At 65.5% G+C, this 25,443-nt stretch carries 20 protein-coding genes; 15 read left to right on the top strand and 5 right to left on the bottom strand.

What is annotated here, in order from left to right:
• Positions 1–55 precede the first annotated feature (55 nt).
• Complete coding sequence (locus ACL02S_RS09515; protein ID WP_412801950.1) at positions 56–469, top strand: DoxX family protein; 414 nt, start codon at positions 56–58, stop codon at positions 467–469.
• Here the strand turns inward: ACL02S_RS09515 and ACL02S_RS09510 are convergent.
• Positions 426–4,286: an ATP-dependent helicase gene (locus ACL02S_RS09510; RefSeq protein WP_412801949.1), complete on the bottom strand. Its 3,861-nt coding sequence runs from the start codon at positions 4,284–4,286 to the stop codon at positions 426–428. The genes ACL02S_RS09515 and ACL02S_RS09510 overlap by 44 nt on opposite strands.
• A gap of 61 nt (positions 4,287–4,347) precedes the next feature.
• Positions 4,348–7,809: an ATP-dependent helicase gene (locus tag ACL02S_RS09505; RefSeq protein ID WP_412802095.1), complete on the bottom strand. Its 3,462-nt coding sequence runs from the start codon at positions 7,807–7,809 to the stop codon at positions 4,348–4,350.
• Between the two features lie 60 nt (positions 7,810–7,869).
• On the opposite strand from ACL02S_RS09505, the gene ACL02S_RS09500 reads away from it, so the two are divergent.
• From ACL02S_RS09500 to ACL02S_RS09480, 5 genes are all read left to right on the top strand, one after another.
• Positions 7,870–8,646, top strand: coding sequence for an alpha/beta hydrolase (locus ACL02S_RS09500; protein WP_412801948.1), 777 nt, complete (start codon positions 7,870–7,872; stop codon positions 8,644–8,646).
• 5 nt (positions 8,647–8,651) lie between these two features.
• Positions 8,652–8,954 (top strand): MGMT family protein, encoded by a 303-nt coding sequence (locus ACL02S_RS09495; RefSeq protein WP_412801947.1) that lies wholly within the window; start codon positions 8,652–8,654, stop codon positions 8,952–8,954.
• Positions 8,955–9,017: 63 nt separating this feature from the next.
• Positions 9,018–9,773: a VOC family protein gene (locus ACL02S_RS09490; protein WP_412801946.1), complete on the top strand. Its 756-nt coding sequence runs from the start codon at positions 9,018–9,020 to the stop codon at positions 9,771–9,773.
• Between the two features lie 82 nt (positions 9,774–9,855).
• Positions 9,856–11,598: an NTP transferase domain-containing protein gene (locus ACL02S_RS09485; protein WP_412801945.1), complete on the top strand. Its 1,743-nt coding sequence runs from the start codon at positions 9,856–9,858 to the stop codon at positions 11,596–11,598.
• A gap of 58 nt (positions 11,599–11,656) precedes the next feature.
• Positions 11,657–12,025: a hypothetical protein gene (locus ACL02S_RS09480; protein WP_412801944.1), complete on the top strand. Its 369-nt coding sequence runs from the start codon at positions 11,657–11,659 to the stop codon at positions 12,023–12,025.
• A 135-nt stretch (positions 12,026–12,160) separates the two neighbouring features.
• Here ACL02S_RS09480 and ACL02S_RS09475 read toward each other — a convergent pair whose 3' ends face one another.
• Positions 12,161–12,946: a M15 family metallopeptidase gene (locus tag ACL02S_RS09475; RefSeq protein ID WP_412801943.1), complete on the bottom strand. Its 786-nt coding sequence runs from the start codon at positions 12,944–12,946 to the stop codon at positions 12,161–12,163.
• Between the two features lie 610 nt (positions 12,947–13,556).
• Between ACL02S_RS09475 and ACL02S_RS09470 the strand changes: the two genes are divergently transcribed.
• From ACL02S_RS09470 to ACL02S_RS09455, 4 genes are all read left to right on the top strand, one after another.
• Complete coding sequence (locus ACL02S_RS09470) at positions 13,557–14,081, top strand: hypothetical protein (protein WP_412801942.1); 525 nt, start codon at positions 13,557–13,559, stop codon at positions 14,079–14,081.
• A 150-nt stretch (positions 14,082–14,231) separates the two neighbouring features.
• Entirely contained in the window at positions 14,232–14,372 is a 141-nt protein-coding gene (locus ACL02S_RS09465; protein ID WP_412801941.1) for a hypothetical protein, read from the top strand.
• Positions 14,373–14,402: 30 nt separating this feature from the next.
• On the top strand, positions 14,403–15,299 hold the full coding sequence (locus tag ACL02S_RS09460; RefSeq protein ID WP_412801940.1) for a DUF1963 domain-containing protein: 897 nt from the start codon (positions 14,403–14,405) through the stop codon (positions 15,297–15,299).
• Positions 15,244–15,720, top strand: coding sequence for an ADP-ribosylglycohydrolase family protein (locus ACL02S_RS09455; RefSeq protein WP_412801939.1), 477 nt, complete (start codon positions 15,244–15,246; stop codon positions 15,718–15,720). Before ACL02S_RS09460 ends, ACL02S_RS09455 begins: the two co-directional genes overlap by 56 nt.
• Positions 15,721–15,755: 35 nt before the next feature.
• Here ACL02S_RS09455 and ACL02S_RS09450 read toward each other — a convergent pair whose 3' ends face one another.
• Both ACL02S_RS09450 and ACL02S_RS09445 read right to left on the bottom strand, forming a co-directional pair.
• Entirely contained in the window at positions 15,756–16,190 is a 435-nt protein-coding gene (locus ACL02S_RS09450) for a type II toxin-antitoxin system VapC family toxin (protein ID WP_412801938.1), read from the bottom strand.
• Positions 16,187–16,429 (bottom strand): ribbon-helix-helix protein, CopG family, encoded by a 243-nt coding sequence (locus ACL02S_RS09445; protein ID WP_412801937.1) that lies wholly within the window; start codon positions 16,427–16,429, stop codon positions 16,187–16,189. Before ACL02S_RS09445 ends, ACL02S_RS09450 begins: the two co-directional genes overlap by 4 nt.
• Positions 16,430–16,917: 488 nt before the next feature.
• Here ACL02S_RS09445 and ACL02S_RS09440 point away from each other — a divergent pair, with 488 nt between their 5' ends.
• From ACL02S_RS09440 to narI, 5 genes are all read left to right on the top strand, one after another.
• A complete protein-coding gene (locus tag ACL02S_RS09440) occupies positions 16,918–17,787 on the top strand; it encodes a DUF1963 domain-containing protein (protein WP_412801936.1) in 870 nt (289 codons plus the stop codon).
• A gap of 549 nt (positions 17,788–18,336) precedes the next feature.
• Complete coding sequence (locus ACL02S_RS09435; RefSeq protein ID WP_412801935.1) at positions 18,337–22,047, top strand: nitrate reductase subunit alpha; 3,711 nt, start codon at positions 18,337–18,339, stop codon at positions 22,045–22,047.
• A 62-nt stretch (positions 22,048–22,109) separates the two neighbouring features.
• A complete protein-coding gene (gene narH, locus ACL02S_RS09430; protein WP_412802094.1) occupies positions 22,110–23,819 on the top strand; it encodes a nitrate reductase subunit beta in 1,710 nt (569 codons plus the stop codon).
• Positions 23,816–24,496 (top strand): nitrate reductase molybdenum cofactor assembly chaperone, encoded by a 681-nt coding sequence (gene narJ / locus ACL02S_RS09425; protein ID WP_412801934.1) that lies wholly within the window; start codon positions 23,816–23,818, stop codon positions 24,494–24,496. The genes narH and narJ overlap by 4 nt, the downstream gene beginning before the upstream one ends.
• Positions 24,493–25,251: a respiratory nitrate reductase subunit gamma gene (narI, locus tag ACL02S_RS09420; RefSeq protein WP_412801933.1), complete on the top strand. Its 759-nt coding sequence runs from the start codon at positions 24,493–24,495 to the stop codon at positions 25,249–25,251. Before narJ ends, narI begins: the two co-directional genes overlap by 4 nt.
• Positions 25,252–25,443 lie beyond the last annotated feature (192 nt).

Raw genomic sequence — 25,443 nt, 5'->3', positions numbered from 1 at the left:
TTCCCGCGCCGCACCCGACCTCGCCATCATTACCGGGTGGGTGTAAGGGTTCCTCATGGCAGAAAATACGCTGACACCCGCGCGCGATACCGGCAGACGCCAAGCCCTTGCTCTCGCCACCTTGCTGTTCGGTAGCGGAGTGCTGCATTTCGCGCGGCCCGAACCCTTCGACTCGCTTGTGCCACGCATACTGCCCGGACGCGCCCGCGACTATACCTACGCCTCCGGCGTGGCCGAACTCGGTATCGCCGCCGCCTTGGCGATACCACAGACCCGCGGCATCGGCGGCCGTCTGGCCGCTTGGTTATTCCTCGCGGTGTTCCCGGCCAATATCCAGTTCACTGTGGACACCCTGAGCAGCGAGAAGGCACCGCGCCTTTACAAGGTCGGCTCGATACTGCGGCTGCCGTTGCAGATCCCGCTGATCACCCAGGCCCTTGCGGTGAGCCGGCGGGCGCGGCGTTCCTGATCAGCTCGGCCAGTTCCGCCGGACCTGCCAGCCGCGGCGGCGCGATGGTGCGGCCGGTACGCACATAGTGGAACGCGGCGCCGACACGGGGCAATATCTCCTCCTCTGGTCTGCCTGTACGCGCGGCCAGCAACCGGGCCCAAGCCACCCGGTAGACGGCCAGTTGCATGGCCACCACAGGCTCATCGGCCTGGCTCGGCTCGGCACCGGTCTTCCAGTCGACCACGATCCAGCCGCCGTCCGGTGCGGCGAACACCGCATCCATCCGCCCCCGGATCACGGTGCCCGCGAGCGAGGTCTCGAAAGAGATCTCGACCTCGAGCGGGCTGCGGGCGGCCCATGGCGAACGCAGAAAAGCCTCCTGCAGTGCGGTCAGTTCCGCATCGGCGCCTGTCTCGGCCGAACCACCGTCGGCCGCCCCTGGTAGTTCGTCCAGCCCGAGCAGGCTGGTGGAACCGAACCACCGCTGCACCCAGGCGTGGAACGCCGTACCGCGCCGTGCCAGTGGATTGGGCGGGTAGGGCAGCGGACGACGCAAGCGGGCGGCGAGTTTGCCTGGGTCGGCGCGCAATTCGACCAGCGCTGTCGCCGCGATCAGGCTGGGCAGCTCGACCTGCGCGGCAGCGGCAACGGTCGCGGTGCGCTCGACCAGCAAGGCATCCACATCGGCGGCCCAACCTTCCGGATCTTCCTGGTCGGGTGCGTGGTCGCGGTGTTCCGGCTGGTATTCCTCCTCCGGTGGGGGTGCGGCGAAACCGGTTGCCGTGCGGAGCGGCTCATCAGCCGACAGATACTCCTGTATCACGCGGTCATCGAGATCGATATCCGCATACGGGTCGGCGTAGTCGTATGCCGAGAAGCTGTCGGAGGTCGTCTCGGTGAAGCCGTCAGCAGACATATCGACGAAGCCGTCCAGTGGGTCCGGAGGAAGATCCTCGAGCAGATCCGGCGGGGGTTCCTCCAGCAGATCCGGCGGGGGTTCCTCCACTATCTCCGGCAGAGATGCCTCGTCGAACCGGGTGTCGGGGCTGGGGCAAGCCGGTTCGTCTCGATCCTCCGCGTCGCCCTCCTTTCCTCGGATGCCGTGCACCGCTGCGGCGGCGGTCGGTGTATCCGCACCTCGGTGCACAGTGGCGTCCTGGCGGGAACGCAGATCGGCAAGAGCCGCGCGGACCAGCGCGGCGCCTTGTTCGACCGGTTCGCGCCGGGCGCCGAGCGGATCGCGCGGCCACTGCGCACTGTCCGGGTTACCGGTGAAAGGGTTGACCGCATCGAGCGCGGGTGGATCGGCCCAGGATTCGACTACCAGAACGTCGTGCGCGCCGCTGCCTGATTCGGCGGCATGTTTCAACTCCAGAAGGAAATCCGAAGGTCCCCGTGGCGTACTGCCGGTTTCCGCCCAGTGATGCGCCGAAACCAGCAGTACCCGTTCGGTTCTGGTGAGCGCGACATAGAACAGGCGGCGCTCCTCATCCATCCGCCTGCGTTCCAGCGCTTCTCTGTGCTCGCTGATCGCCCGGTCGAGATCCGCGCGGTCGTACAACTCGGTGCAGTCGAGCACCGGGACACCGTCGGCGGCGTCGTCCTGCCTGCGGTCCCCGCGTAATGCGGTCGGCAGCTCGGCGAGTGCGCCCAACCAGGTGCCGGAACCGGCCTTGGACGGGAACACCCCTGCCACCACATGGGGAACCGCGACGATCTCCCATTCCAGGCCTTTCGCCGCGTGCACGGTCAGCACCTGCACGCGATCTCTGGCAACCTCCACTTCTCCCGGCTCCAAACCGTTCTCGACCTGCTCCGCCGCAGCGAGGAACGCGAGCAGCCCACCCAATGAGGCACCGGTTTCCGCGGCATACCCGGCCACTACCTCTGCGAACGCGTCCAGATGTTCGCGTCCGGCGCCGGTCCCGGCCACCGCTCGCCTGGTCTGGGCCTCTACCCCGACGCCGATGGTGCGTTCGATATCGGCGATCAACTCCACCAGTGGCTGCCCGGAGCGTTCCCGTAGCATGGCCAGCTCCCGCCCCAGTGCCTCGATACGAGCGAACCCGGTGACCGAGTATTGCGTCGCCGGACCGGGATCGGCGACGGCATCGGCCAGACCCGCTTGTTCGGCCGGTTCCGGCGCCACCGCACGCAGCGCCTCGTCGAGGGCGGCGCCATCCCCCATCTCGGCCGAGCCCTCGGCGGGAGGTCGCCGGATAGACAACTCCCTGGCCCGCCGGGCGAGCGCGGCGATATCGGCGACACCGAGCCGCCAGCGTGCGCTGGTCAGCACCCGCATTGCGGCGCTACCGGCCCCTGGATCGGCGATCAACCGCAAAGTGGCGACGATATCGGCGACTTCGGGTGTGGCGAGCAAACCGCCGAGGCCGACGATCTCCACCGGCAACCCCCGCGCGCGGAGTGCTTCCGCGAGCGGTGCGGCATCGGCATTGCGGCGCACCAGCACCGCCGAGGTAGGCGGCTGTTGCTGTGCCGCGTGCCTGGCCGCCCATTCCGTGGCGATTCGCTCGGCCACCCATTCACGTTCGGCCGCCACGGTCTCGGTCAGTGCCAATGCCACCACACCCGGCTCGGCACCGGGCTTGGCGCGCAATGCGTCGACGGTCACCCCACCGGAATCGATCGCCTTGCGCCGCAACGGCTCCGCGACCAGATTCGCCAGCGCCAGCGCCTCCGGCGGATTACGCCAGCTGGTCAATAGCGCCAATGTGGGCGCTTGAACACCGGGCGCGCTGGGAAAATCAGTGGCGAACCTGGGCAGATTCGCCGCCGACGCACCCCGCCAACCGTAGATCGACTGCATCGGATCGCCGACAGCTGTCACCGCGAGCCGCCGCGGCGCATCCGATGCCTCCGGATTCGACAGGCCGGGCAGATGATCGGCCGCCTGCCGCGGCACGCCACCGAACAGCGCGGCCAGCAGTACCCGCTGCGCATGACCGGTGTCCTGATATTCATCGAGCAGGACCAACCGGAAACGACCGCGCTCGGCAACGGCGACCTCGGGGTGATCGGCGGCCAGCCGCGCGGCCAGCGACATCTGCGCACCGAAATCGAGGGCGCCACGTCGTCGCAGCGCCTCGGTGAGCTGCTGCACCAACGGCAGCAACGCCACCCGTTCCCGCTGCACCCGCACGATGTTCTGCAATGCTTGGCTCGGACCGCCGCGCTGGCGCGGTCCCGCGGGCAATGTGTGCACCAGTTTCGCCAGCTCGGTATGTGCCTCGGCCAATTCCTCCGGTTCCACCAGATGTTCGGCCAGCTGCGCGGACAGCGCGAGTACCGCCTCGGTCACCGATACCGGGCTGCGTTCGGTATCCAGATCGCCATCCCAGGTCCGGACCACCTGATACGCCAGCTGCCAGAGCTGGGTCTGGGTGAGCAGTGTCGCCGAGGGTTCCACCGGGAGCAACAGACCGTGTTCGGTCAACAGCCTGCCCGCGTAGGAGTGATAGGTGCTGATCTCCGGTTCCGTACTGGTCAGTTGCGCCCGCAGCTGCGCGGTGGGGTCGAGATCGCGCAGTAGCGGCGCGCCCGCGAGCCGGGCGAGCCGGGTGCGGATGCGAGCGGTCAACTGCTGTGCGGCTTTCCGGGTGAAGGTCAGCCCGAGCACCTCATCGGGCCGGACGATGCGGTTGGCGACCATCCACACCACCCTGGCGGCCATGGTCTCGGTCTTACCAGCCCCGGCACCCGCGACCACCAACGTCGGACCCACCGGAGCCGCGATGACAGCAGCCTGTTCCTCGGAGGGCGGCGGCAGGCCGAGCGCCTCCGCGAGCTGGTGTGGCGTTACCCGGTCGCCACTCACAACGATGCTCCGGCAGCAGGCCGCGACGGCGCCGCGGGCACGGCGGGCACGGTCGGCTCGCTCACTCGTCGGTCACCTGGCGCCCGCCTGCCTGTACCGGGCAGCTGCCCGCGACCGCGCAGTGGCGACACCCGTCGTTACGCATGGCCAGATAGCTCGGCCCTCGGGTCGCCGCGGCGGCCTGGTGAATAGTGTCCCGCCACTGCTCGAGCGCTTCAGCATCCAAGGGGGGCTGCTCACGCTGGGTCGCGCCCGCACTTCTGCTCGGCTTGCCGACGTATACCAATCGAGCCCCGCCGGGTTCACCCTCCATCCCGGTTGCGGCGGACGCGCCCGATTCGACAGTTGTGACGGAGTCGCCCTCCGAATCAGGCACCCCCATGGCCACCGCGACCTGATAAGTCGCCAGCTGGGCATGCTCGACAGCAGCCTGTTTGCTGACCGGCGACTTACCGGTCTTCACATCGACGATCACGAAGCGGCCGTGCGCATCTCGCTCCAACCGGTCGACCCGGCCCCGAATCCTCACGGGGCGTTCGTCTTCCGTACGCGCGGGCAGCAGGCAATCGACCGGCACCTCGACTCCGGCCTGGGTGAGTTCCGCGCGCGTATTGCGCACCCAGGCCAGAAAGGTTTCCAACATGGACTCGGTACGCCGCAGCTCCTGCCTGGAATGCCAGCCGGTGCCTGGATCCACCGTCCGCCACGCGCGCGCCAACGCGGCGCGTACCTGTGCCTCTGGCACCTTGCCTGCCAGCGCTTGCACCAAGGTATGCACCAGATTGCCCTTGACCGCGTGCGGATTGTCGCCGTCGGTACCTCCGTGCCGTTCCAACGCCCAACGCAACGGGCAGGTACGCAGCAGTTCGACAGTGGAGGGAGACAGCGCGATCGCATTGTCGTCGTCGGTCCACAACGATCGCTGCGAGCTGAGGCCCGCGATGCCGTACCACTCCTCGGGGTCGGCGCCGCGTATGCCCGCATGCGCCAGCCGGGCCAGCTGCCGCGCGGCCCGGTGCCTGCGTTCCGAACCCGCATCGGGATCGCAGACCACACCACGCAATTCCGCCACCAAAGAGTGCGGCACCAGGGCACGGCCCGGATCGACCACAGGGAGGGCACCGTCCTCGCTGTCGCCACCGTGTCCGAGCAGTTCGGTGAGAAAACGCGAGGGCACCAGATCCCGTTCACCGGAAACCGACTCCACGGCGGTCACCAACAGCGAGCGCCTGGCCCGGCTACACGCGATAAGCAACAGCCTGCGCTCCTCGGCGAGAATCGGCGCGGCGCGACTCACCCGCTCCCCGGTATCGGACACACCTGCGATGAGGTCGACCAAGTCCTCGGTATGCAGCAACGTGCCACGCGCCCGTAGGTCGGGCCAGATTCCCTCTTGGACGGCGGCGACGGCGACCACATCCCACTCCCGCCCCGCGGCAGCGTGCGCGCTCAGCAGCGTGACCGCGTCGACCGGCGCGGTGCGCGGCGCCTCCTGGTACGGAATCTCTTGCTGCACCATGTATTCGACGAAACCCTCGATACTCGCGTGCGGTAGCCGATCGACGTAGCCCGCGGCCGCGTCGAACAGCCCGACGACCGCGTCCAGATCGCGGTCGGCCTGCATACCGACCGCCCCACCGCGCTCCGACTGGGCCACCCAGCGCCGCTCCAGCCGAGAACCGGTCCACAGTGCCCACAGCACATCCTCCAGGCCCGCACCACGCCCGCGGGCCCTACGCGCCCGCTCCAGCGCGCCGAGTACCCGGCGCAACGGCGCGGCCTCGACCTCGGTGAGCCGGTCCAGAAGCGCCGGATCACCGGATCCGATCAACAGATCGCGCAGCACCAGCGCGGAAGGGCGATCCACCTGCGCGTCACGATCCGCGGCGGGATCATCCTGGTCGGTCTCGGCGCGTGCGGACTCGAATGCCGCACGCCGAATGCCACGCTGCAGTCTGCGCATCGTGATCTGGTCCGCACCGCCGAGCGGCCCGGTCAGCAGGTCGAGGGCGTCCTGCGGCTCGAACTCCGGTTCTACGCCACGCCGCGCCGCCTCGCCTGCCAGTACCGCACGCAAGGACAACAACAACCAGGCCGCACCACGTCTGCGCGCCAGCGGAGTATCGAGGACGGGTTGCTGCATCGGCACACCCGCCGCAAGCAGAGCGCGGCGCAGCGGCGCTGACGACAGCGGCACCGAGCGGACCAGCACAGCCATCCGCGACCACGGCACCCCCGCAGTGAGGTGTGCGCGGCGCAGATGATCGGCGATGAGCGCGGCTTCCTTCGCAGGTGTAGCCAGCACCCTGACCCGCACCTCGGCACCGCCCCGCTCCTCGATATCACTGCTCGCGGTATCACTGCCCGGCGGCACCACCGGATCGGGTGCCGGAAAACGCTGCGGTGCGGCGCCGGGCAGCCGCGCGGCGATCCGCGCGACCGCTACCTGCACCTGACCGCTGAGCCGATGGTTCTCCCGCAGCACAATGCGCTGCCCGGCAGGTGCGTCGAGCTCGGCGACGAACCGTGCGTCCGCGCCACGGAAAGTGAAGACGGCCTGATCCGGATCGCCCGCGATCACTGTGGTCCGCGCGCCGCGCCCGAGTACCCGGACCAGCAACGCCGCCTGTGGATCGAGGTGCTGAGCGTCATCGACCAGCAGATACCTGATCCTGGCGCGTTCACCCGCCAACAGTTCCCTGTCGGCGGCCAGCGCGTCCAACGCGGCACCGATCAGTTCGGCCGCATCCAGTGCGGGCGCCGTCGCCTCCGGTGCCTCGACCCCGACCGACCAGCGCAGCAGCATCAGCTGCTCATAGCGGAGGGCGAAACCACCCGCCGCCACCCACTCCGGTGTGGCGTGCTCATGACCGAGCCGCACCAGATCCTCCGGGCCGATACCACGCTCGGTGGCGCGCAGCATGAGGTCGCGTAACTGCTCGGCGAATCCACCGAGCGCGAGCGCGGGCCACAGTCGCTGCGGCCACAATTCCTCCGCGCCCTCGGCGATGTCGGCCAGATCACCACGCAGCATCTCGCGCAGTACCGCGTCCTGCTCGGCGCCGGTCAGCAAACGTGGTGGTGGATTGCCGTGCGCCGAGGCGTGTCTGCGCAGCACGGAAAAAGCGTAGGAGTGCACTGTGCGCACCAAGGGCTCCCTGGTGGCGCCGGGCACACCACCCTCGGCCCCTGGCTCCGATCCGCTCAACCGCGCGGTGATGGCGTCGCGCAACGCACCCGCCGCCTGCTTCGAATGGGTCAGCACCAGCACCGATTCCGGATCGGCCCCGGCCGCGATACGGCCTGCGGCGATATCGACGAGCAGGGTCGTCTTACCAGTACCTGGTCCGCCGAGCACCTGCCAGGGCCGCCACCCTCGGTGCGGCGGTTCCGGCTCGGCCGGGGCATCCACCAGCGCGCGAACATCGGCCCCCCAGGCACGTGGCCGGGGCGCCCGCACCGTCCGGCGCACAAGTCGCACCGCGCTATCCGATCGCACCACGCGGGCTATTGCAACAGATATGACCGACACCCGCCACGTCCTCCGCGCGACCAGACGGCGGATTCCCACCACAATGGACCGATGTCTGCTTTACACGTGCATCGGTTCGGCCCGGCAACCGGACCGGTGGTGCTCGCTCTGCACGGGGTGACCGGCCACGGCAAACACTGGGAAAACCTGGCCACCCGGTATCTGCCCGAGATCCGCGTACTCGCGCCCGACCTGCGCGGGCACGGTCGCTCGACCGGGCTGCCGCCATGGAATTTCGAGACCATCGTCACCGACCTGATCGAACTGCTCGCCGCCGAAACCGACGAACCGGTGGTGGTGGTGGCGCATTCCTTCGGTGGCACCTGCGCACTGCACCTGGCCCACCATCATCCCGAACTGGTGCGGCGGCTCATCCTGCTCGAACCCGCTGTCGCGCTCGACCCGGAATGGCTCAACGAGATAGCACTGTCAGCGCTGATCTCGGCCGATTACGACAGCATAGAAGAGGCCAGAAGCGACAAGCTGGAAACCGGCTGGGGCGATGTGAAGCCACACCTGCTCGACGCCGAACTGGCCGAACATCTGATGCCAACCGCGGACGGGCGCTTCGGGTGGCGGATGAGTCTGCCCGCGATCAACTCGTACTGGGGCCAGCTGGCCCGCCACTGGGTGCTTCCGCCAGCCGAGCTGACCACCGTGCTGGTCCAGGCGATGCGGGTCGACCCGCCCTACGTCACACCGGAGTTCCGCGCGGCGCTCACCGAGCACCTGGGCGCCAACTTGACCGTACTCGAATGGGATTGTGATCACATGGTCGCCCAGACATATCCGGACGAAACCGGCGAACTCGTGCGCTCGATGCTGTAGTGCCGATGCCGACCACCGACGCCCAGATCGAACAGGTGCGCGCACTGGTGGCCGCGATCCCTCGCGGCCGGGTGGCCACCTATGGTGATATCGCCACGGCCGTGGGCCTGTCCACACCGCGCACAGTGGGCTGGATCATGCGCACCGACGCGGCCGACCTGCCCTGGCATCGGGTGCTCGGCGCAAACGGCAGACCCGCCGCGCACCTGGCACAACGCCAATTGGCCCTGCTCACCGCGGAAGGCGTGCCGATCCGGAACGGACGCGTCGACCTGCGCACCGCACGTTTCCCGCTCCCCGCGACATAGACCCGTGCGGTACCGCTCGCCGAAAGAGCCCCGTGACAGCCAGGCGGGCAGTACCGTTGATCCATGCCTACCCGCTTGGCATGTATCGCGTTCGATGCCGATCGGCCACGGCTGGTCGCGGATTTCTGGGCCGAGCTGCTCGGCTGGACTGTGACGCTCGATCGACCCGACGAAGTGGATATCGCGGCGCCCGATGCGGACGGTCCCGAACTCGCCCTCGCCTTTCTGCCCACGGTGCGAGCCAAGACCGGGAAGAACCGCCTGCACCTCGATCTGGCCACCCGCTCGCTCGATCATCAGCACACCCAGGTGGATCGAGCATTGGCGCTGGGCGCGCGCCGGGTGGATATCGGCCAGGGCGCGGTGCCATGGACCGTGCTCGCCGACCCGGAGGGCAACGAATTCTGCGTGCTAGAGCCACGGGAGGAGTACGTGGACACCGGCGCCCTCGCGGCCATCGTGGTCGACACGCGCGACCCGACGCGGCTCGCGGAATTCTGGTCGGTCGCCACCGGATGGCCGCTCGCCTACCGTGGCACCCGGCTGACCGGACTCCGCGCACCGACCGGGCTCGGCTCCTGGCTGGAGTTCGTGCACACCCCAGAGGCCGGATCCGGCTACACCAGGCTGCACCTGGATCTCGCCGCGTTTCCGACCGATGACCGCGCCGCTGAGGTGGCCCGGTTGCATACCGCGGGCGCCACGACAATCGGCAAGGACACCCCGACACCCGGCTATGACACCGACCTGATACTCGCCGACCCGGAAGACAACGAGTTCCGGCTGCGGCCACCCGCCCGCTTCTGGACGAACGCCTGACTCGCACCGATGGCTGCACCGCCCGCGGGCGGTGACGAATTACCATGTCCGCCGTGGGATACCCAGCTTCAGGTTGTAACGCGTGACGGCCACCGTCGCGATCGTGCTCGCGGGCGGCCGGGCCAGCCGGATGGGTGGCGTGGACAAACCCGCGATCGTCATCGGCGGCCGTTCCATGCTCGAGGTGGCGCTCGCCGCGGTTGCCTCCTGCACCCGTATCGCGGTGGTCGGCCCCCACCGCCCTGAGCTGGCGCCGGAGATCATCCAAGTCAGGGAGGTGCCGCCGGGCTCGGGTCCGGTGGCGGCGATCGACGCGGGACTACGCGCGCTCGGCCCCGCCGCACCTCTGGTCGTGGTGCTTGCCGCCGACCTGCCGTTTCTGTCCGGACACGCCATCGCCGAACTCATCCGGCACGAGACCGAATCCGGAGCGGACGCGGTCTTCGCGGCCGACGAATCGGGTCGTCCGCAGTACCTGATCGGTGTGTGGCGCCGCTCCGCGCTGGCGGCGGCACTGGCCGAGCTCGACTCGCCGATCAATCAACCGATGAAAGCTCTGGTGCCTGCCCATGCCGCGATCATCCCGCTGCGCGGGGTCGGCGACTGTGACACCGAGGAACAGCTGCGCCAAGCCGAAGCCGCGGTCACCGCATCACAACGTATCTCCCCACTCGATCTAGCGGAAGCACGAAATATTCTGTGCGGCAACCTCTCCCGATTGACCGCCTATTCGGCCGACCTTCGCTCGGTTCCTGGAGCGACACTCGCTGACGCACTGCGTGCCTCCGCCGCACTGCCCCGTTTCGATGTATCCGCGATGGACGGCTACGCGGTCGCGGGCGAAGGACCATGGCGGCTGCGCCGCGATATCGGCTTCGCGGGCGGGCGGCGACCGGTAGGGCTGCTGTCCGGCGAGGCGGTGCGGATCGCCACCGGCGCACATGTTCCGGACGGCACCACCAGGGTGCTGCGCGACGAGTTCACCCACCGCACCGGCGAAACCCTCACCTGTCTGCCGGACACCCCACCACGCACGGATATCCGCCGCCGCGGTGAAGACCGGCACGCAGGCGATCTCATCGCACCGGAGGGCACTCCGGTCACTCCAGCGCTGATCTCTGCGGCCGCGAGCGTGGAGGTCACCACGGCATCGGTGCGTGGCCCCGTCCGCGCCCGCATCGTCATGACCGGCGACGAGATCCGCGGCGAAGGACCACTCCAGGAGGGCCAGACCCGCGATTCACTCGGCCCTATCCTGCCCACACTGCTGTCCTGGTACGGCATCCACACCACCGACCGGGTGCACCTACGCGACACCCCGCACGGTTTCGACGAAGTCCTGGCCGCCGCGACGGACTGCGATCTGCTGGTGATCATCGGCGCCACCGGCAGCGGGGCAGCCGATCAACTCCGCGCCGCGGTGCACCGCGCACAGGCCACGATACTGGTGCCGCGCCTGCGCCTACGCCCAGGCGGATCCACCATCGTCGCCGAACTTCCTTCCGGCACTACGGTATTCGGACTTCCCGGCAACCCGTTCGCCACGACCGCGACGCTTATGGCCCTGGCACCCGCGATCGTCGCGGGCCGCACCGGCGCACCCCTCCGGCAGCCGCTGCGCGGACCGCTGCGCAATGCCGCGGAGATCAGCGGCGAGGTGCCCCGCATCGTCCCCGCACGCGCCACCGCCGAGGGCGGCTGGATCGGCGACCCGGCCATCCGTACCGCACACCTCGGTGGATTGATCGATCGCGATGGCTTGGTCATCGTCCCGCCAGGGGCCGCGGACGACGCACTCGTCGAATTCCTCCCGCTGCACCATTGACCACCGCCACACCCCGGCATCAGTAGTCCGGAACAAAACTCCCGAAAATACCGGACAGATGAAGAGAAAATTACCCTCCAGCCCGAACCGCGTAATTCAGCTGCGAGAAACAGCAAGAAAACCCCACCAACCGGAAAACGAAAAACAATCACTGCTGTCCATCTTTTTGATTTCCGCTACCGCAAGCCACAATCGATCGCTATCGTGTGTTTCGTTAGGCGAATATCAATCCCCCGGAAAGGACCGCGTGGAGATGGCTGAAAAGTCGAAGAAAGCGCCTAAAAAAACGCCGAAGCAGATGCCGAGGCAGCAGCAGCAACAGCGCCAGGAGCAAGGACTCGCCCAAGGCGCGAATTCCGGAGGCCGTCGGGGCGATAAATCGGAGATGCCCGACCGGCGCGGCGAGCAGGACCGCCGTAACCAGTAGCTGATCTGCGCCCCTGCGGCCGCCGGTCCACCTCTTCCCGGACCGGCGGCCGCAGTCGGTCGAAACCCACACCGATACCGGGCCTGCTGCGCCGAGACAGCGCGACACCGGGCGTGATTTCGGCCATGGTGCGATTCAGCGCACCGGGAAGTCGAAGTAGGTGTCCGCAAAGGGCTCCTGCCGCAGGGTGAAATGCCACCACTCCTCGGCGAGATTGGCGAAACCGTGCTCGCTCATCACTTCCGTCAACAGTGCACGCAGGGCACGCTGGGTACCACCCACGGCCGGGTTGGCGGTGTGCGCCAAGGGGTCGAAACAGTCGAAGCCGGTACCGAAATCGAGAGCGCTATCACGGAATCGCTGCTCCGCGGGTAAGAAGCAGGCACGCAGCGGTTCCCCTTCCTGGTACCGCTCGGACTCGGCGGCGGGCAACGCGACGATAGCCAGATCCACCGTACTGCCCCTGCTGTGACTCGACTTCGCGGCGATGTAACCATCGCGGAACAGATCCGCCTTGTCGACATTCGGATAGAACTCCGCTTTCATCCGCACATCACCGAGATCCTTCGCCCATGCGACGAATTCATCGACGGCACGCTGCGGGCGGTAGCAGTCGTAGGTCTTCAGAGTGAGATCCATCGGGCGCAATTCCTGTTGCACCCTCGCCAAGGCCGCCGCCGCCTGCCGAGTCAGCAGGCACTTCGGCGCCTCATATCCCGCAATACGGGAACCGATGAAATTGTGGTCACCGTAGTACCTGGCATCGACGATGATCGTGGGATCGACATCGGTGATCGATACGAAAGCACGCTCATCGGCAACCGGCCGATCCGGGCCGTCCCCGCAGGCCGCGAGCACCGCGACCACCAAGCAGACCAGCACCGGCGAGCCGAGCCGCCGGAACGAAGGAACGAGTCTCATACATCGCCTCCTGAACCAGGGTGACCTCGGACGCGAACGCGGTGTGGGACCACTCCATGGCGATAGCAGCGGCGACTATCCATGATGTAGCGCCCATGCCGGGAGTGGCCGTTCAGGAGTATATCGGCGACGCGAGCTCGAAAAGTCCGTATCCCACCGCATCCAACGATGATTGTCCGGCACGTCATAAGCACAACCAGCCGGTCGATCTCGCTGCTCATCGGCAGTTACGCGGGTATGAGGGCCGCAAGCAGAAGCCGGTGTGCTCGACCTCTCGACTACGGCGTCGTCGACAGCATTCGGTGTCGGACTGCTCGGGTACCGTGCGTCCAATCGTTGGGAGAATCGGAGTCGGTATGGGATACACCAGAGGAAGCTCGTGCGCGGCTGATCGGTGCACAGCCTGAACACAAGTGACGTCGATCTCTGATTGTCGACGTCACTACTTTCGATCGATACATAGAACTGTTTCCGCGGAGATCCAGGCCGAACCGGGCCAGGAACATATCCTTCGGGAATCTCTTCGAGGTTGCCGAAACGCCCGCCGGCGTGGAATGATCACCACTGTGTCACTGAAATCACTGCGGCACAGGTAATTTCAGGGGAAATAATGATCGACCCGACATCCGACCGACAGCCCACATCTGACGCGTTACCGCCCACGCCGCCGCCGACTCCCCCAGCGATAGTCGGCAACCACTCGGCATCGAACGGCGCATATGCCATCATCACCGGAATACTCGCGCTATTCGGTGCGTTTCACATCATCTGGTCGTATTCTCCGGTATGGATCTACGGTATCGATTCGATGGAATATCCCTACTATGTCTCCGATCATTTCCCCTTACTGATCATATACCTATCGGACATTTCTTCCATAGTTACGCTTCTGGTAGGTGCAATCCTTCTGCTTCGACGACACCACACCGGTCGCATGATGGTGATATTAGGCGTAAGTCTCTACATTCTGTCGACTTCCATTCTGCTGCTGCCCGACATCACATACGACATCACATATTACATCACATATTACATCACATACGACATCGTCATGTTGATTTTCCCCTTCATCACATTGATACTCGCTTTATCGAAACCCACTAAGACCTGGGCCGCTTCAGGCTATGCACCGTGACGCTTCGGCGATAGAACCATTTCATGCAGGGAAAGATATTCGCCCTCAACCGTTGTCGACGCGATAGTTTTCGACAACTTGTCCGCGACCGGTCTGCCAGGTCATCACACATCTGCCCCGACCCTCGTGCCGCGGAAGCACCCTGCGGACGTGACCACCATCGACGATGACGACACCATCGAGACTTCGCCTCTGGTCTCCACCTATTTCAGCTCTCCGGAGTCGCCTGCATCGCAGACCGCCGCTTCTGCCTCCGTCCATCATGAGGTCGCTTCATGCTGCCGTCGTTGAACTTGTCTGATGTCGCGGTCGATTCGGGCGATGGTGCGAGGCATCCAAGCCCACTGGATGTCAGAGGGGATCCGTAATCTGCGCGACATGGTCTATCTCCCTGGTTCGCTCGATATCGATGTCTTCGCCGAGAGTTTGCGGAGCAGTGTTGCTTATCCGGAATCTTTCGACAGGTGGCGGTCGTCAGCTGAGTACGCGATAGCGCTCCACGATGCCGATCGGCACGACGGTCCGCTGGTTGGTCAGACCGGTGGCGTTCCTGAACTGCCGCTCGGCGTCGAGTGGCCGGTCTGGGACGGCAGTGACCAGATCGGATACGGGGTCCAACCCTTGCATTTCGTTGCCCGCATAGACTGCGCCGCACTCCCCGCCACCGCAGCCGAGTTGGGGTATCCAACCGAGGGCACACTGTTGTTCTTCCATTTCGATGATGAAAGACTCGGGCAGTTCGTGCAGCCGCGGCCGGGTAACCCTGCCTATCCGGACGGTTTCCGTGTAATTTACGTCGGAGCCGACGAGATCGTCGAATCCCGGCCTGCGCCGGATGGTCTCGAAATCTACGAACCGAGAGGACTGGTCGCCGAAGTCGTTCAGACAATGCATGGCGTGCCATGTCGCTATGAAGATAGCGAAAGCATATACAAGGCCCTCGTCGACCCCTTCTCGGTGGCTGAGCCGGATGCGGGACAGCTTGCAGGTATCCCGGCTAGCATGCAGGACCCCGTTGAAGAAGAAGTCGCCGAGGCCGTGGCGAATGGGCTGACCGATCCCGCGTTGCGGGGTTCCTTCGACGAGGACGAAGAGTGGGTACTGCTCGCAAGCTTCTACTACGAGCGACACTTTGGGTTGCTCTACTACTTGATTCAGCCCGATGACCTCACCGCACGCCGATTCGACAAGGTCATGTTCACCTGGCAGTGCACATGATGCGTATACGAGCCTTCCGGAGCGCTTGGCATCACCCAGATTCGCCGGAGTTCTGGATGCCTGCCACATAGATGTATATGCCTCCGCGCAGAGAGCAGCGGCAGAACTCGGCAACGGATCGCTGATCACCGCGCAGAACACAGTACCGTTCACACTGTGGGTCGCGGCCGAATATCTGGACAACTACCCGGCGGCAATCACCACATGTATTGCGGCGGATGGAGATATCGACACCACGAGCGCTATCGCCGGCGGAATCGTCGCCGCCTATACCGGCGCAGGCCCGCTCACCGGAGTACCACAATCCTGGATAGCCGCGCGAGAACCCTTGCCGGGCTGGTTCGACCCGAAACGCGGAACACGACGGCGCGAAAAGTCCGCATCCAGCCGCGCTCGACGATGGTTGTCTGGCACGTCATAAGCACGAGAAGGTTCAGTTGACCCGGTGTCCGGGTACTACATGTCGGCGGGCAGGATCCGAAACGATCGGAATCCGGGTGTCAGTGGTTCGATGGCACGGAAGTCGCGCTGGTCGAGGGTGAAGATACAGTCGGTCTTGTATTTGTCGGCGAGCGCGATACCGACCGCATCGGCGAGGTCGAGTCGCAGCCCTTCGTACTTGGCTCGGACCGATTGCGCTGTGGACAGGTCGACGTGCTTCAGTTCGGCAAGCCGATAGCGGCCGTCGATGGCCCGACCCAGTAGCGCATCGGTGATCTGCATCGCCGCGGTGAAGCCGAGGTCGCGGTGGGTCAGGTGGTCCAGCTCCGTCAACACCAGCGGCGATATGACCAGGGTTTCGCGCTCCATCACGCGCAGTGTCTGTTCGTGTTCGTCTTGGTCGGCATCGAATGCCGCGAAGAGCGCCGAAGTGTCGGCGACGATGATCATCGACGTGCCGATCGCTGCTTGATCTGCTGGTAGACGTCCTCACGCAACTCGTCGGCACTGCGCGAGCGCCCGCTGTGGAAGACGGGCAGCGGCGCGTCGTTGCGGGGGCGTTCGGATGCATCCAGCAGCATGGCGATACCGCGGCGGATGAGTTCCGCCTTGCTCACCCCAGTTGCCGCAGCCTCCGCATCGAGTCGGACCTCCAGCTCATCGGAGAGATACACGGTTGTCTTGACCATGCCATATATGGTACCACCCACATACCTCCCGAGGGACTGCGTAAATCCGACACCGCCTGGCAGTGTGCGACCGATGTGGTCTGAGATGCCGAGTCAGCATCGAACCGCTCACTTCACCGGCTTTCGCCCAGTTCAGCGCATACCCTCTCCGGCCATCTCGTATCACGAGCCCGGAAACGCCCTGCGAGCGTGACCACCACATTGCGTCGATCTCATAGCTCACCGCGTGTCCGCATAGGCCGCACGGGATTCGTTCGGCCGGCCACACCCCTCTTTACAGTCGAAATATCAGCCCAATTCACACAGCTCGAAGGGGACGTCGTGGTTGATTCGCTTACCCAGGGTCACACACCCGCCACTGCGACCACCGAAGCCGGGGACTCGCTCCTGCCTCCGTCTATCATGAGGTCGCTTCATGCTGCCATCGTTGAACTTGTCTGATGCCGCGGTCGATTCGGGCGATGGTGCGAGGCATCCAAGCCCACTGGATGTCAGAGGGGCTCCGTAATCTGCGCGACATGGTCTATCTCCCTGGTTCGCTCGATATCGATGTCTTCGCCGAGAGTTTGCGAAGCAGTGTTGCTTATCCGGAATCTTTCGACAGGTGGCGGTCGTCAGCTGAGTACGCGATAGCGCTCCACGATGCCGATCGGCACGACGGTCCGCTGGTTGGTCAGACCGGTGGCGTTCCCGAACTGCCGCTCGGCGTCGAGTGGCCGGTCTGGGACGGCAGTGACCAGATCGGATACGGGGTCCAACCACTGCATTTCGTTGCCCGCGTAGACTGCGCCGCACTCCCTGATACCGCAGCGAAGTTGGGGTATCCGACCGAGGGCACACTACTGTTCTTCCATTTCGATGATGAAAGGCTCGGGCAGTTCGTTCTGCCGCGGCCGGGTAACCCTGCCTATCCGGACGGTTTCCGCGTAATTTACGTCGGCGCCGACGAGGTCGTCGAGTCCCGGCCTGCGCCAGATGGTCTCGAAATCTACGAACCGTGTGGACTGGTCGCCGAAGTCATTCAGACAATGTATGAAGTGCCATGTCGCTATGAAGATACGGCGAGCATATACAAGGCCCTCGTCGACCCCTTCTCGGTGGCTGAGCCGGATGCGGGACAGCTTGCAGGTATCCCGGCTAGCATGCAGGACCCCGTTGAAGAAGAAGTCGCCGAGGCCGTGGCGAATGGGCTGACCGATCCCGCGTTGCGAGGTTCCTTCGACGAGGACGGAGAGTGGGTACTGCTCGCAAGCTTCTACTACGAGCGACACGATGGGTTGCTCTACTACTTGATTCAGCCCGATGACCTCACCGCACGCCGATTCGACAAGGTCATGTTCACCTCGCAGTGCACATGATGCGTATACAAGCCTTCCGGAGCGCTTGGCATCACCTGGATTCGTAAGCCGGAGCACAGCGCACTTCCGCCGCGCTGTGCGTTTCGGTGATTCTACGGATGCGCACCTCGATGGAGGCAAATTCCGGCCGGGCATGATATCCGAGCACCGGTCCGGCACAACCATGTTCACGGGTGCTCGGGTGGAGCATCGCGGCCGTCGGCTCCACCTGCCTGCGACCGCCCATCTCACGTCGGATGCGGCCGCGGGAAAGGAGCTCAACTGTGTTAACAAATGTAAAGCACGAAAGAATCGGCCGTTTCCAAAGCATCACCGGCACGATGGCCGACCACACTACTCGATCCGCTTTCTACCAGGTCAGCGCATATCCTCCCGGACCGTTGCCCATCGCAAGCCCCGAAAACGCTGCGCGAGCGTGACCACCAGATTGCGCCGATCTCACAACTCACCACTCATCCGAATGGGCTGTGAGGGATTCGTTTGGTCGTGCGCGGACGTCTCCTTACAGTCGGAATATCAGCACAATTCATACAGCTCGAAGGGGACGTCGTGGTTGATTCGCGTACCCAGGGTCACACACCCTCCACCGCGACCACCGAAGCCGGGGACGCGCTCCTGCGGCTGGGGAAATACTTCCACCGGGGCGAAGCGTCGGCCGACCACCGCACACTGCACAAAGTCGGTGGTCGCAGCGCCGACGAGTTCTATCGGGACCGCTGGTCGCACGATAAGGTTGTGCGCTCAACGCACGGGGTGAACTGCACCGGATCGTGTTCCTGGAAGATCTACGTCAAGGACGGTGTGATCACCTGGGAGTCGCAACAGACCGATTACCCGTCGGTCGGTGCGGACAAGCCGGAGTACGAGCCGCGCGGCTGCCCCCGCGGCGCGTCTTTCTCCTGGTACACCTATTCGCCCGCCCGGGTGCGCTACCCGTATGTGCGCGGCACGCTGCTGGAGCTGTATCGCGAAGCCAAGTCCCGGCTGAAGGATCCGGTGCTGGCCTGGGGCGAGATCGTGGAGGACCCGCAGAAGTCGCGCAGCTACAAGGCCGCGCGCGGTAAAGGCGGTTTCGTCCGCGCCGAGTGGTGGGAGGCGGCCGAGATCGCCGCCGCCGCGCATGTCTACACGATCAAGCAGTACGGTCCGGACCGGGTGGCCGGGTTCTCCCCGATTCCGGCCATGTCGATGGTCAGCCACGCCGTGGGCGCCCGGTTCATCTCGCTGCTCGGTGGCTCGATGCTGTCGTTCTACGACTGGTATGCCGATCTGCCGGTGGCCTCACCGCAGGTCTTCGGTGATCAGACCGATGTGCCGGAGTCGGCGGACTGGTTCGACGCGGGTTACCTCATCATGTGGGGCTCGAACGTGCCGGTGACCAGGACGCCGGACGCGCATTACATGACCGAGGCCCGCTACCGCGGCCAGAAGGTGGTTGTTGTCTCCCCCGACTACGCCGACAACACCAAATTCGCCGACGAATGGGTGCCCGCGCGCCCTGGCACCGATGCGGCGCTGGCCATGGCGATGGGGCATGTGGTGCTGAAGGAATTCTTCGTCGATCGGGCGACGCCGCGATTCCTCGACTACATCAAGCGCTTCACCGACCTGCCGTTCCTGATCACACTGGACGAACGGGACGGAACGTATCTGCCTGGCAAGTTCCTCACCGCGGCCGACCTCGGCCATACCGGCGAGGGCGTGGAGTTCCAGACCGTGCTGTTGGACGACCAAGCGCAGCCGGTGGTGCCCGACGGCTCGCTCGGCCATCGGTTCGGCGAATCGAACGCCGGACGGTGGAACCTCGATCTCGGGGACGTCGATCCCCTGCTGACTCTGCACGGCCGCACCAACGATGCTGCGGCCGTGCAGATTCCCCGCTTCGACAGCGCCACCCCCGGCGTGCTCACCCGCGGGGTGCCGACGACGACCGTCGCGGGCAAACGCGTCACCACAGTGTTCGATCTGCTGTTGGCCCAGTACGGCGTCGGCCGCGAAGGATTGCCGGGAACCTGGCCCAGCGGCTACGACGATGCGGCCGAGCCCTACACCCCGGCCTGGCAGGAAACCATTACCGGGGTACCTGCCGCGCAGGCCGCGCGCATCGCGCGGGAGTTCGCCGATAACGCCGAACGTTCCGGTGGCCGGTCGATGATCCTGATGGGCGCGGGCACCAATCACTGGTTCCATTCCGATCAGATCTACCGCGCGTTCTTCACCCTGACCCTGCTCACCGGCTGTCAGGGTGTCAACGGCGGTGGCTGGGCGCATTACGTCGGACAGGAGAAATGCCGTCCGGTCACCGGCTGGTCCACGCTGGCCTTCGGGCTGGACTGGCAACGCCCGCCACGGCAGATGCAGGGCACGGTGTTCTGGTATCTGGCCAATGATCAGTGGCGCTACGACCCGTTCACCGCGGAGTCGTTCGCCTCGCCACTCGGCGCGGGGAAATTCACCGGTCGCACCGCCGCCGACAACATCGCGTTGGCTACCCGGCTGGGCTGGATGCCGAGCTACCCCACTTTCGACCGCAACCCGCTCGACTTGGCCGATGAGGCGCAGGCCGCGGGTAAGAGCGCGGCCGAACACGTGGTGGACGGATTGAAGTCCGAGCAGCTGCGGTTCGCCTGCGAGGACCCGGACGCACCGGAGAACTTCCCGCGCTGCCTGACCGTATGGCGGGCGAACCTGCTCGGCTCCTCCGGTAAGGGCAATGAGTACTTCCACCGTCACCTGCTCGGCGCCGACGCCAACCTGCAGACCGACGAGGCCACCGGCGTGCGGCCACAGGAGCTGACCTGGCGGGAGACCGCCGCCACCGGCAAACTGGATCTGCTGCTGTCACTGGACTTCCGGATGACCAGCACCACCCTGTTCTCCGATATCGTGCTGCCCGCCGCCACCTGGTACGAGAAACACGATCTCTCCTCCACCGATATGCACCCGTTCGTGCACGCCTTCTCGCCCGCCATCTCCCCGCCATGGGAAGCCAAAACCGATTTCGACGCCTTCCACCGGATCGCGCGCGGTTTCTCCTGGATGGCCGACAAACATCTGGGCAAACGCACCGATATCGTGGCCGTACCACTGCAGCACGACTCACCGGACGCGACCGCGCAGGCAGGCGGGCGAGTGCTGGACTGGAAAGCCGGTGAGTGCGAGCCCATTCCGGGCAAGACCATGCCCAAGCTGGTGGTCGTCGAACGCGACTATCCGAAGATCGCGGAGAAGATGGCCGCGCTCGGGCCGCTGATCGACACGCTCGGTGTCACCACCAAGGGCATCACCACCCACCCCGATCAGGAGGTCGAACACCTCGCCGCGGTGAACGGCACGGTGGTCTCCGGGGTGGCGCAGGGGCGTCCGTCGCTGGCCAAGGACACCCATGCGGCCGAGGCGATCCTGGCATTGTCGGGTACCACCAATGGCAGGCTCGCGGTGGAAGGTTTCCACGCACTGGAACGCCGCACCGGGACCCAGCTGGCCGATCTGGCCGCCGAACACGAAGGCAAACGCGTTTCCTTCGCCGATACCCAGGCCCGCCCGGTGCCGGTGATCACCTCGCCGGAATGGTCGGGCAGCGAGACCGGCGGGCGCCGATACTCACCGTTCACCATCAACACCGAACGGCTCAAGCCCTGGCACACCCTCACCGGCAGGCAGCATTTCTACCTCGATCACGACTGGATGATCGAGCTCGGTGAACAGTTACCGATCTTCCGGCCACCCTTGGATATGACCGCGTTGTTCCGCGAGCCCGCGATCGGCGAAGTCGGCGATAGAGGCGTCACCGTGCGCTACCTGACACCACACTCGAAGTGGTCGATCCACTCCGCCTACCAGGACAACCTGCATATGCTGACGCTCTCGCGCGGCGGACAGACGATCTGGATGTCCGACCGGGACGCAGCGAAGATCGGGGTTGCCGACAACGATTGGATCGAGGCGATCAACCGCAACGGTATCGTGGTCGCCCGCGCGATCGTCAGCCACCGGATGCCGGAGGGCACGGTGTTCATGTACCACGCCCAAGACCGCGCGGTGGACGTGCCGCGCATCGAGGGCCTCGACGCGAGCACCAAGGGCCGTGGCAAGCGCGGCGGCATCCACAACGCGCTCACCCGCATCATGATCAAACCCTCCCATTTGATCGGTGGTTACGCGCAGCAATCCTTCGCGCTGAACTACCACGGCCCCACCGGAAATCAGCGTGATGAGGTCACCACGATCCGCAAACGCTCGCAGGAAGTGGAGTACTGACATGAGCCCGACGAGGTCACCACACTGCGTCCGTGAACGCTCGCACGAAGTGGAGTGCTGATATGCGAGTTATGGCACAGCTGGCCATGGTGATGAACCTTGACAAATGCATCGGCTGCCACACCTGCAGCGTCACCTGTAAACAGGCGTGGACCAATCGGGGCGGCACCGAGTACGTCTGGTTCAACAATGTGGAAACCCGCCCTGGCCAAGGCTATCCGCGGCAATACCAGGATCAGGAGAAGTGGAAGGGTGGCTGGACGCTGAACAAGCGCGGCAAGCTCACCCTGAAGTCCGGGTCGCGGGTCAAGCGGCTGATGAACATCTTCGCCAATCCGGACCTGCCCACGGTCGAGGACTACTACGAGCCGTGGAGCTACGACTACGACAATCTGCTGTCCTCGCCGCCGACCGACACCACGCCGGTCGCGCGACCGAAATCGCTCATCACCGGCCAGGATACGCAGGTGACCTGGGGCGCGAACTGGGATGACGATTTGGGCTCCGGCCCAGAGCAGGTCGGCAAGGACCCGCTGCTGGCGAAGCTCTCCGAGCAGGTGAAACTGGAGTTCGACCAGACCTTCATGTTCTACCTGCCGCGGATCTGCGAGCACTGTCTGAATCCCTCGTGCGCGGCCTCTTGCCCCTCCGGAGCGATCTACAAGCGCGCCGAAGACGGCATCGTGCTGGTGGACCAGGACAAATGCCGCGGGTGGCGACAGTGCGTCTCGGGCTGCCCGTACAAGAAGATCTACTTCAACCACAAAACGGGCAAAGCGGAGAAATGCACCTTCTGCTACCCGCGGGTGGAAGTCGGCATACCGACGGTGTGCTCGGAAACCTGCGTCGGGCGGCTGCGCTATATCGGCGTGATGCTCTACGACGCCGATGCCGTGCTGGGGGCGGCGTCGGTCGCCGAGGACACCGACCTCTACCCGGCCCAGCTCGGCGCATTCCTCAACCCGCACGATCCGCGGGTGATCGCCGAGGCCGAGCGGGCCGGGATATCCACGGAATGGATTCAGGCGGCGCAGGATTCGCCGGTCTACCGGCTGATCGTGGACTACCAGATCGCACTGCCGCTGCATCCGGAGTACCGCACCATGCCGATGGTCTGGTACGTGCCGCCGCTGTCGCCGGTGGTGGATGTGCTCACCGAAACCGGGCACGACGGCGAGAACGTGTCGAACCTCTTCGGCGCGATCGACGCGCTGCGCATCCCGGTGGAGTATCTGGCCGAGTTGTTCACCGCGGGGGATGTGGGTCCGGTGCGCGCGGCGCTGCAGCGGCTCGCGGCGATGCGCGCGTTCATGCGGTCGGTGAACCTCGGCGAGGAGCCCGATCCAACGATCGCGCCCTCGGTGCGGCTGGCACCGGAGGAGATCGAGGCGATGTACCGGCTGCTGGCCATCGCCAAGTACGAGCACCGCTACGTGATCCCATCCGGCGCGACAACGCGCGCACACGAACTGGATTCCCTCGCCACCGGGTGCAGCCTGGACACCGACGGCGGGCCTGGTATGACGGCATTCGACCAGATGGTGGAGAAGTTCCACCTCACCGACACCAACGACGCGACGCCGCAGCAGAAATCGTCCCGGATCAATTTGCTGAACTGGGACGGCAAGAGCACCGAGGGCCTGGTACCGACCACTACGCCTGCGAACGGTGAACACAACGGGCACGCGGGCGATGCCGGCCATACCAACGGCTCGAGTAACGGCGTCAGCGCCGATGGCTCTGCCACCACGCCGAGCGGAGCGCAGCGATGAGCCTGTTGAAGCTGCGCCGCCGCCAGGAACCGGCGATCGAACTCACCCAACGCGAGCGGCAGCTGGTGTGGCGGATCGCCGCACTACTGCTGGACTACCCGAGCGAGCAGACGCTGGCTATGGCCGACCAGGTGGCCACTGCCGCGGCAGGCTTGCCGGAGGGGGTACGTGAACCGCTGCGCGAATGCCTCGCCTATCTGCGCAACACCCCGCCCTTACGGCTCGCCGCCACCTACGTAGAAACCTTCGACCTGCGTCGCCGCGCCAGTCTGCATCTGACCTTCTACGCCTACGGCGACACCCGCAAACGCGGTATGGCGCTGTTGCGGTTCAAGCACGCCTATCGGCACGCCGGCGTCGAGCTCGGCGAACAGGAGCTGCCCGACCATCTGCCGGTGCTGCTGGAATTCGCCGCCACCGTTGATCCGATCGGTGGCGAACGGCTGCTCGGCGAGCATGTTCCCGTGCTGGAGCTGCTACGGCTCTCACTGTCCGACACCGGCTCCCCGTATGCCGGGGTGCTGGCCGCGATCGGTGCGACGCTGCCGCCGCCGACCACCGCGGACCGGCGGCGCATCGCCGAACTCGCCGCCCAGGGCCCGCCGGAAGAAGAAGTCGGGCTGGACCCCTTCGCGCTGGACCCCTCCCTGTTCGACGGATCGGAAGGCCGACGATGAACGCAACGCCGCACCTGCCGACCGCGCTGTGGCTGATCCTGCCTTATATCGCGTTCACCTCGTTCGTACTCGGGCACCTGTGGCGCTACCGCACCGACCAATTCGGCTGGACCACCCGCTCCTCCCAGATCTACGAAAGCCGCCTGCTACGCCTCGGCAGCCCACTGTTCCACTTCGGCATGCTCGGCGTGATCGCCGGTCATGTACTCGGCGTGCTGATCCCGGCGTCGTGGACCGCGGCGGTCGGCATCTCCGAGCACACCTACCATCTGATCGCCGTCTCGGCCGGATCGGTGGCCGGTCTGGCCGTACTCGCGGGCGTCGCCATCCTGCTCTACCGGCGCGTCACCGTTCCAGCCGTCCGCCGCGCCACCACCGCCAATGACAAACTGATGTACACGCTGCTGGCCGCGGCGCTGATCACCGGATTGCTCAACACCTGGGGCAGCAACCTGCTGTGGGGCACCTACAACTACCGCGAAACCGTCTCCCCCTGGTTCCGCAGCCTGTTCACCCTCAGCCCGGAACCCGAACTCATGGTGGACACCCCATGGACCTTCCAACTACACGGGCTGGTCGTGCTCGCACTGATCGGACTGTGGCCTTACACCCGGCTGGTGCACATGTTCAGCGCGCCCATCGGCTACCTCGTTCGGCCCTATGTGGTCTACCGCAGCAAGGAATACAACGCTCCCGATAAGCGCCGCTACGCCAGCGCATGGGACGCGCCGGTCACACCGGAACGCAGGCGCTGACCGAATCGAGCGCACCACGCGAGACCCCGCCAGGCCAGTAGCGTCCGGGCGGGGCTTCGTATATCAGCGTTGCGATAGGCGCCCCGCGAGAGATAGCGGATGGCCGTGATCAGTCGAGCAGGAACTTCAGTCGGTCTGTGGGGCGTCTTTCCGGTTGTCGGAGAACCTGAGCGGAACCACGAACATGCTTTT

This window comes from Nocardia spongicola (genome assembly GCF_047200775.1).
In the GTDB taxonomy this organism is placed as follows: Bacteria; Actinomycetota; Actinomycetes; order Mycobacteriales; family Mycobacteriaceae; genus Nocardia.
Note: the sequence above shows the minus strand (reverse complement) of the source record. Positions and strands in the feature narration are given on the sequence as shown.